The organism is Pseudoflavonifractor sp. An176 (genome assembly GCF_002160435.1).
Classification (GTDB): domain Bacteria; phylum Bacillota; class Clostridia; order Oscillospirales; family Oscillospiraceae; genus Enterenecus; species Enterenecus faecium.
Genome location: NZ_NFKO01000053.1, coordinates 1 through 7,510, shown reverse-complemented (window position 1 = coordinate 7,510; position 7,510 = coordinate 1). Strand labels below are relative to the sequence as shown.

Below are 7,510 nucleotides of genomic sequence, written 5' to 3'. Positions count from 1 at the left end.
CCTCCACGGGGCGCATACCGCCTTTTCTTGTTATCCAGCCCTCCGGCTGTATCGGTTGAGCAAAAGTCAGCGTGGGATTGATGTGGTATCTTTATCTAAGTGAACCCCCCCGCTCCCATTTGGACACCGACTTGTCACTCATGCCTAGCTGTTCCGCCACCTGTTTTTGGGTCAGCCCCAACGCCTTCCGCTTGCTGGCAATGTATGCCCCGATTTTCACAAGGTCCATGGATGTACCCCCTCTCTTGGCTGCAAGTATAGCAGAAAGAGGGCGGAAGGAACACCCCTCAGAAGTAGAATCGGGGGAGAGAGTCAAAAATCCAGGGATTATTCCAGAATTTCATAGGGGGCCTGTTGGGCCAGCAGGGTGCGCAGCTGGTCCATGGTCCCAGTGGTCAGATCGTACTTGGGCAGGAGAAGCAGCGTATCCTGGAAAAAGGGGAGAAGCAGATCGGGGGTCTCCACAAAGAAGGACACAGTGGAATAGGGGTATACACTGGGGGCTCCCTCTGGCTGAGACACGGTGAGGCCCTGATGGTCAAATACCGCTTGGATGGTGTGGGGCTTAAGGTCCTGGTACTTGGCAAGAAGGTTCCGTGCCTCTTTCTCAAAGGGGGTGGTGCGTTGACGCCGCCGAGAGGGCAGGACGGCGACACTCACCAGTAGGCAGGGAACGGCTGCCCACAGCAGGCCCAACATCTGATTGGGAGCGCCCAGGGCAGACATGCACAGGAAGAGACCGCAGGCCAAGTCCAGAATGGCCAGCAGGGTGCGCTGGTAGAGCCAGAGGGTCAGCTGGCCCAAGAAGAAGGCACAGGCTCCTGCCACCAGCGGGACAAACAGTTCCTGGGGGTCGATGAGCCCGGGGGCCAACATCAGTAGGCCCAGCACCCAGAGTAGGAGCCCTAAAAACTGGCGCAGACGTTTGCGATGGTTTGCCACAGGCTGGGAGCCACGCTCTGCGTTCGAGAGCTTGTCGGTGACCTGCCACAGGCCGGGAAGTCGCTGACGGGAGTGGAGCTCCACTCGCTTTTCCAGCGCCGCGGCGAGCTGGGGGAGCAGGGCTTCGGTGTCCAGAGGGGAGAGAGAAAAGGTGAAGGAATCAGTCAATGTACCCACCTCCAAAAAGAATGCAGGTTTATCAAATTCTCCCTGAGTATACCATGGGGGATTGAGAATATCATCAAGGTTTTATTAAGAATTTTGAAAGACGAGCGGAGAAGAAAAACCTTGTACACTTTGGGGGAAATGGAGTACAATGGAAGCATCTATTTTACAAAAAGGAGAGAGGCCGCCATGACCAATCACGAACCTATGGCTCTGGTACGGGAGAAGCTCATTGAGCGCACCGCCAAGAAGCTGGAAGAGAACCATATGACTGCCTACTATGCGCCTACCCTGGAGGATGCCCGAAAGCTGGTACAGGAGCTGTTGCCCAAGGGGTGCACGGTTGCCTGTGGAGGCAGCATGACGTTGAGTGAGGCGGGTATCATGGACCTTCTGCGCAGTGGCGACTATGAATTTTATGACCGGGAGGCGGTGCCTCAGGAGGAAATCGACCTGGTTCTGCGTAAGGCCTTTTTTGCCGACTGTTATCTCACCAGCTGTAACGCCGTGACCGAGCAGGGAGAGCTGTACAATGTGGATGGCAACGCCAACCGGGTGGCCGCCATGACCTATGGTCCCAAGAGCGTCATCTGTGTGGTGGGGTACAACAAGATTGTGCCCAACTTGGAGGCGGCGGTGGCCCGGGTGGAGCAGGTGGCCGCCCCGGCCAACGCGGTACGGCTGCACAGAAAGACCCCCTGCACCATCTCCGGACGCTGTGAGGACTGCCACAGCCCGGACCGCATCTGCTGCACCACGGTGATTCACCGCCAGCAGCGGGTGCCCGGCCGCATCAAGGTGATCCTGGTGGGCGAGGAACTGGGATATTAACATATTTCTCAAAAATGCTTGCATTTTTGAGATGGGATGCAGCCCGCTGCATGCATAATCGGGTCAAAGGGCGACCCGATTCCACACTGGCGGGCTGAGAGGTGTTTTTTCGATGCGCATGTCCCCGAAAAAACGGATTTCAATTTATTTTCCCATCTGCGGATGGGAAAACTCTGCCGAGGGCTTTTGACGATGCAAGAAAAATGATCCTCCTTGCATTGATATGAGGTTTTTGACAGTCTGAAACGAAGGGGCTGTTGCAAAATGCAGTTTTCAGACCCGAGCGGAAAATTTGCGCATTAAAAAAGTTAGCGAGAACCGTCTTCTTGAAGGTTCTCGCTAACTTTTTTGCAACATGCCCTTTTTTGATTGTGGTTAGGTGGTGGCAAACTGGCTATTGTACAGATTGGCGTAGAAGCCGTTCTGATCCAGCAGCTGCTGGTGGGTACCAGTCTCCACGATGTCGCCGTCCTTCATCACCAGAATGACGTCGGCGTTGCGGATGGTGGACAGCCGGTGGGCGATGATGAAGCTGGTGCGGCCCTGGGTGAGGCGGTCCATGGCGGTCTGGATGGCCACCTCGGTGCGGGTGTCCACACTGGAAGTGGCCTCGTCCAAAATGAGAATCTTGGGGTCCGAGAGGATGGTGCGGGCGATGGTGAGCAACTGCTTCTGGCCCTGGCTGATGTTGCTGGCGTCCTCGTTGAGCACCGTGTCGTAGCCATGGGGGAGGGTGCGAACAAAGTGGTCCACCTGGGCGGCTTTGGCGGCCTGGATCACCTCTTCATCGGTGGCGGACAGACGGCCGAAGCGGATGTTCTCCATGATGGTGTCGTTGTACAGCCAGGTGTCCTGGAGCACCATACCGAAGGCGTCCCGCATCTCGCCCCGGGCGAACTGGCGCACGTCGTAGCCGCTGAGGAGGATGGCTCCCTGGTTGACGTCGTAGAAGCGCATGAGCAGCTTGACGATGGTGGTCTTACCGGCTCCGGTGGGGCCTACGATGGCCACCTTGGTGCCAGGCTGAATGGAGGCGGAGAAGTCGTGGATGATGGTCTTATCCGGCAGATAGCCAAAGTTTACGTGGGCAAACTGCACCGAGCCGTCGATGGATTCAGGGTCTACAGCAGGCACCGGGTCGGCCTCCTCTTCTGGCTCCTCCAGGAAGAGGAACACCCGCTCGGCGGCGGCAGCGGTGAGCTGGAGCTGGTTGGAGATGTTGGCCAGCTGGTTGATGGGCTGGGTGAACTGGCGCACGTACTGGATGAAGGCCTGAATGTCACCCACGGTGATGGCCTGGTTCAGAGCCAGGAAGCCGCCCAGCACGCAGATAGCCACATAGCCCAGGTTGCTGGCAAAGTTCATCAGAGGCATCATCAGACCGCTGAGGAACTGGCTCTTCCAGGCGCTGTGGTAGAGCTTCTCGTTCATCTCGTTGAAGTCCCGGATGGAGTCCTCCTGGCCGTTGAAGGCGGTGACCACCACATGGGCGCCGTACATCTCCTCCACGTGGCCGTTGACATGGCCCAGATATTCCTGCTGGCTGCGGAAGAACTTCTGGCTGTGGCGAATGACGCTGGTGACGATGATCAGGCACACTGGGAGGATGCACAGGGCAACCAGGGTCATCCAGGGGCTGATGGACAGCATCATAATGAGCACGCCCAGCAGCAGGGTCACCTGGGTGACCACCTGGGACAGGCTCTGGTTCAGAGTCTGGGTGACGGAGTCCACGTCATTGGTGATACGGCTGAGCACTTCGCCGTGGGACACCTTGTCAAAGTAGGACATGGGCAGACGGTCAATTTTCTGGCTGATGTCCGTGCGCATGGTGTAGCTGACTTTGGTGGCGATGCCCGCCATGAGCCAGCCCTGGACGTAGTTGAGTAGGGCGCTGAACAGGTACAGGCCGCCCAGGAACAGCAAGATCTGGGCCAGAGCGTCAAAGTCAATGGAGCCCGTGCCGGCGATCATGGCCATCAAGCCCTCAAACAGCTTGGTGGTGGCCTGGCCCAGAATCTTAGGACCAAGGATGGAAAATGCGGTGCCCGCAATGGCGCACACCAGAGCGATGATGAGCATGGGGAGATAGCGCTTCATATAGCCCAGCAGCTTAATCATGGTGCCCTTGAAATCGGCTGCCTTTTCTCCCATCGGGTTACGGCCGCCCATGGGGCCGTGTCTCATAGGTCCTGCCATTATGCCAATTCCTCCTTTGAAAGCTGACTTTGGGCGATCTCCTGATAGGTCTTGCAGGTGCGCATCAGCTCCTGATGGGTACCGCAGCCCACCACCTTGCCCTGGTCCAGCACCAGAATCTGGTCGGCATCCAAAATGGTGGACACTCGCTGGGCCACGATGAGGACGGTGGCCTGGGTGGTGTACTCCTTCAGAGCGGCCCGGAGCTGGGCGTCGGTCTTAAAGTCCAGAGCGGAGAAGGTGTCGTCGAAGATATACACCGGGGCCTCTTTGGCCAGAGCCCGGGCAATGGACAGACGCTGCCGCTGTCCGCCGGAGACGTTGGTGCCGCCCTGGCTGATGGGGGTCTGCATGCCCTGGTCCAGGTGGGAGATGAACTCCGAGGCCTGGGCGATGCGGGCGCTGGTGTCGATGGTGTCCTGAGAGGCGTCGGGATTGCCATACCGCAGGTTGCTCTCCACGGTGCCCCGGAGCAGCAGGCCCTTCTGGGGCACATAGCCGATGGCGTCCCGCAGTTCCTTCTGGGGAATGTCCCGGATGTCCACCCCGTCCAGGGTGATGCTGCCCTCGCTGACGTCATGGAAGCGGGGGATGAGGTTGATGAGGGTGGATTTACCCGAACCCGTGGAGCCAATGAAGGCGGTGGTCTGTCCGGGCCGGGCCACAAAGCTCACGTGCTCCAGCACGTCGGCGTCGGCGCCGGGGTAGCGGAAGGACACATCCCGGAACTCCACTACGCCCTTCACAGGCTGACTCAGGTGGGTGGGGTGGTCGCTGTCCTTGACCTGCACCTCCGTCTGGAGAATCTCGTTGATACGCTCGGCGGACACGGAGGCCCGGGGCACCATGATAAACATCATGCTGATGAACAAGAAGCTCATGATCACGTGCATGGCGTACTGGATGAAGGCCATCATGTCGCCCACCTGCAAGTTGCTGGCGGCGATCTGCTTGCCGCCGAACCACACGATGAGCAGGGACAGGCCGTTCATCACCAGGGTCATGGCGGGCATCATGGTGGCCATGGCCCGGTTGACGAAGAGGGTGTTGGAGGTCAAATCCCCGTTGGCCTTTTCAAAGCGGTCCTGCATGAACTTTTGATTGGAGAAGGCCCGCACCACCATCAGGCCGCCGATCTCCTCCCGGCTGACCAGGTTGAGCCGGTCCACCAGGGCCTGCATCTTCTTAAAGCGGGGCATGGCCACGGCAAAGAGCACCAGCAGCAGGCCCAGCATGACGATGAGGGCCAGAGCCAGCACCCAGGCCAGGTTGACGCAGGTGGACAGGCCCATGATGAGGCCACCAATGCCCATGATGGGGGCAAAGCACAGCAGCCGCAGACCCATACTCAGGAAATTCTGCACCTGGGTGATGTCGTTGGTGGAACGAGTGATGAGGGTGGCCCCGGAGAAGCGGTCCATCTCATCGTTGTTGAAGTAGGTGACCTTGGTGAACACATCCCGGCGCAGGTCCCGGGCGACCCCGGCGCCCATGCGGGCCATGCAGTAGCCGGCGGCCACGGCGCACAGGGTGAGCAGCACCGCCAACACGGCCATACGTCCACCAGTGGTGAGAATGTAGTGGGTCTGAATGGCATCGGTGTCAGCGCCCAGCTGCTGATAGAAGGCCTTGACCATGGCCACACCTGTCTGCTCCAGCATGGTGTCCGGGGTCTGGGCCGCCACGTCAATGGCTTGTTGGATGAGTGCCTGAGCCTGGGGCTGGGCCAACATCTGCCCCAGGGCCTGGAATCCCTCGGCCATGGAGGCCTGGTCGTCCTCGTTGGAGCCAGAGGCCTGGCTCATGACCTGGGTCAAGGCGTAGCTGGCCCGGCCAAAAGCGGTCTCTACGGCCTGGGTGTCCTGGGTGTTCAGAGCCAGGTCGGTGTCTTCGGCCTTGGGGAAGGTGGCAGACAGGTCCTCATAGTCCGGGTGGTCTGCCAGGGCCACGTAGGCTCCCTCCACCACATCCCGGTCCTCCTGGGACATGAACTGTTCCATGAGGCCAAAGGCATCGGCGGAGATCACCTGGGGAGCGGGGGAGGTGATGCCTCCCTGTTGCAGGCCCACATTGACGATGTCGCTCATGTAGTTGGGCAGGGACAGCTCCAGCATGGCCTGGCCAAAGAGAAACACAATGCCCATCAGCAACAGAACGGCATAGGGTTTCAAATAACGCTTGAGTTTCAGCATAAAATCTGGTTCCCTCCTAGAAGTTACGGTTTGCCCTGGGAAAATTCCTCTTCCACTGCCAGGGCCAGGCAGTGGAAGGCTTGGATGAGCAGCTGGGCGTTGACCCCGTCCTGGGTGTCCAGGCGGTGGAGCACTCGCTCCAGCTTTCCCAACATCTCAGAGCCGGTGGTCTGGAGCAGCTCGTTGCCTGCGCTCGTCAGGTGAATCCACACCGTGCGGCGGTCCCGCTGGTCTGGCTCCCGCCGGACATAGCCCAGTTCCTCCAGCTTGGTGATGCGCTGACTCACCGCCGGCATACTCTGCTTCATGGCCTTGGCCAGGGTGGACAGGGTCATGGGGGCAGGCTCTTGGGAGCAGCCCTCACCCCAGGACAGAGCCTGGCCATTGGGACAGCGCAGGGTGTACAGGGTGAAAAATTCCGACTTGTTGATTCCGGTGTTGGGGATGGCCAGCTTCCAGGTGCGGCGCAGCAGGTCCATCTCCCGCAGCAGCTCCAGCGCACGTGGGTGTTGCTGATCCTTCAATGTTATAACCTCCCATCTTGATACTGAACCCTCAAAAAGGTTAAGTAACATAATTAAGAAACATAAGGGATTATAGGCGCGTTACTCTCGGTTGTCAATGGCTTTTCAAAAAGTTCACAAAATCGACAAAATCACCGGGGGAATATTCCAGCTTTCCGGTGCATAGGGTGCATTAGGTTGATTTGGACAAGGGAGGGAGCGTATGGACACAGGGGTGAGACGGCGTTCCACTCCGGCGGGGGCGCGGCGGGGAAAGCCAGCGGCCGCGCCGGGAGCGGCCCGCTGGGGGATTCAACTGGTGGCCAGCGGCATGCTATTTTTGTTGGTGTTTATCGGGCGAGGGGTGTTTCCCGGCCAGGCGGAGGCGGTGCGCCAGATGCTGCAAGCGGACATGGACCTGGGAAGTTGGATGCAGCAGGCAACGGCCTGGGCGGGGGAGAAGTTGCCCGGAGCGGCGTGGCTGGAGCAGCTGGTGGAGGGAACCGACCAGGGGAGCGGGAACGCAGCCGATCAGCAGGTGACCCTTCTGAGCCAGCAGCAGGACCTGGGGCAGTCCTACATAAGTGGTCACGGTGCGGCCGCAGAGGAGGAACCGGAGGCAACGGCGACCCCTGCACCAACCCCCACGCCAGCGCCTACCCCTCAACCCACCCCGGC

Annotated in this window: 6 protein-coding genes and 1 pseudogene; 2 read left to right on the top strand and 5 right to left on the bottom strand. The window is 59.4% G+C overall.

Annotation, left to right across the window (positions count from 1 at the left end; translation table 11 throughout):
• Nucleotides 1-91: 91 nt before the first annotated feature.
• Nucleotides 92-229, bottom strand: coding sequence for a helix-turn-helix domain-containing protein (locus B5F12_RS11365; protein WP_087234481.1), 138 nt, complete (start codon nt 227-229; stop codon nt 92-94).
• A 98-nt stretch (nt 230-327) separates the two neighbouring features.
• On the bottom strand, nt 328-1,110 hold the full coding sequence (locus B5F12_RS11360) for a YcxB family protein (RefSeq protein ID WP_087234479.1): 783 nt from the start codon (nt 1,108-1,110) through the stop codon (nt 328-330).
• Nucleotides 1,111-1,296: 186 nt separating this feature from the next.
• On the opposite strand from B5F12_RS11360, the gene B5F12_RS11355 reads away from it, so the two are divergent.
• Complete coding sequence (locus B5F12_RS11355) at nt 1,297-1,938, top strand: lactate utilization protein (protein WP_087234477.1); 642 nt, start codon at nt 1,297-1,299, stop codon at nt 1,936-1,938.
• A gap of 375 nt (nt 1,939-2,313) precedes the next feature.
• Here B5F12_RS11355 and B5F12_RS11350 read toward each other — a convergent pair whose 3' ends face one another.
• Genes B5F12_RS11350 through B5F12_RS11340 form a run of 3 tightly spaced genes read right to left on the bottom strand, consistent with a single transcriptional unit; the run spans nt 2,314 to nt 6,853 of the window.
• Nucleotides 2,314-4,137 carry an ABC transporter ATP-binding protein gene (locus B5F12_RS11350; protein WP_087234475.1) on the bottom strand — a complete coding sequence of 608 codons (1,824 nt, stop codon included), beginning with the start codon at nt 4,135-4,137 and terminating at the stop codon, nt 2,314-2,316.
• Nucleotides 4,137-6,329 (bottom strand): ABC transporter ATP-binding protein, encoded by a 2,193-nt coding sequence (locus B5F12_RS11345; protein WP_087234473.1) that lies wholly within the window; start codon nt 6,327-6,329, stop codon nt 4,137-4,139. The genes B5F12_RS11350 and B5F12_RS11345 overlap by 1 nt, the downstream gene beginning before the upstream one ends.
• Before the next feature lie 23 nt (nt 6,330-6,352).
• Complete coding sequence (locus B5F12_RS11340) at nt 6,353-6,853, bottom strand: MarR family transcriptional regulator (RefSeq protein WP_158096811.1); 501 nt, start codon at nt 6,851-6,853, stop codon at nt 6,353-6,355.
• 310 nt (nt 6,854-7,163) lie between these two features.
• On the opposite strand from B5F12_RS11340, the pseudogene B5F12_RS11335 reads away from it, so the two are divergent.
• Nucleotides 7,164-7,510, top strand: a pseudogene (locus tag B5F12_RS11335) (hypothetical protein); the annotation flags it as partial.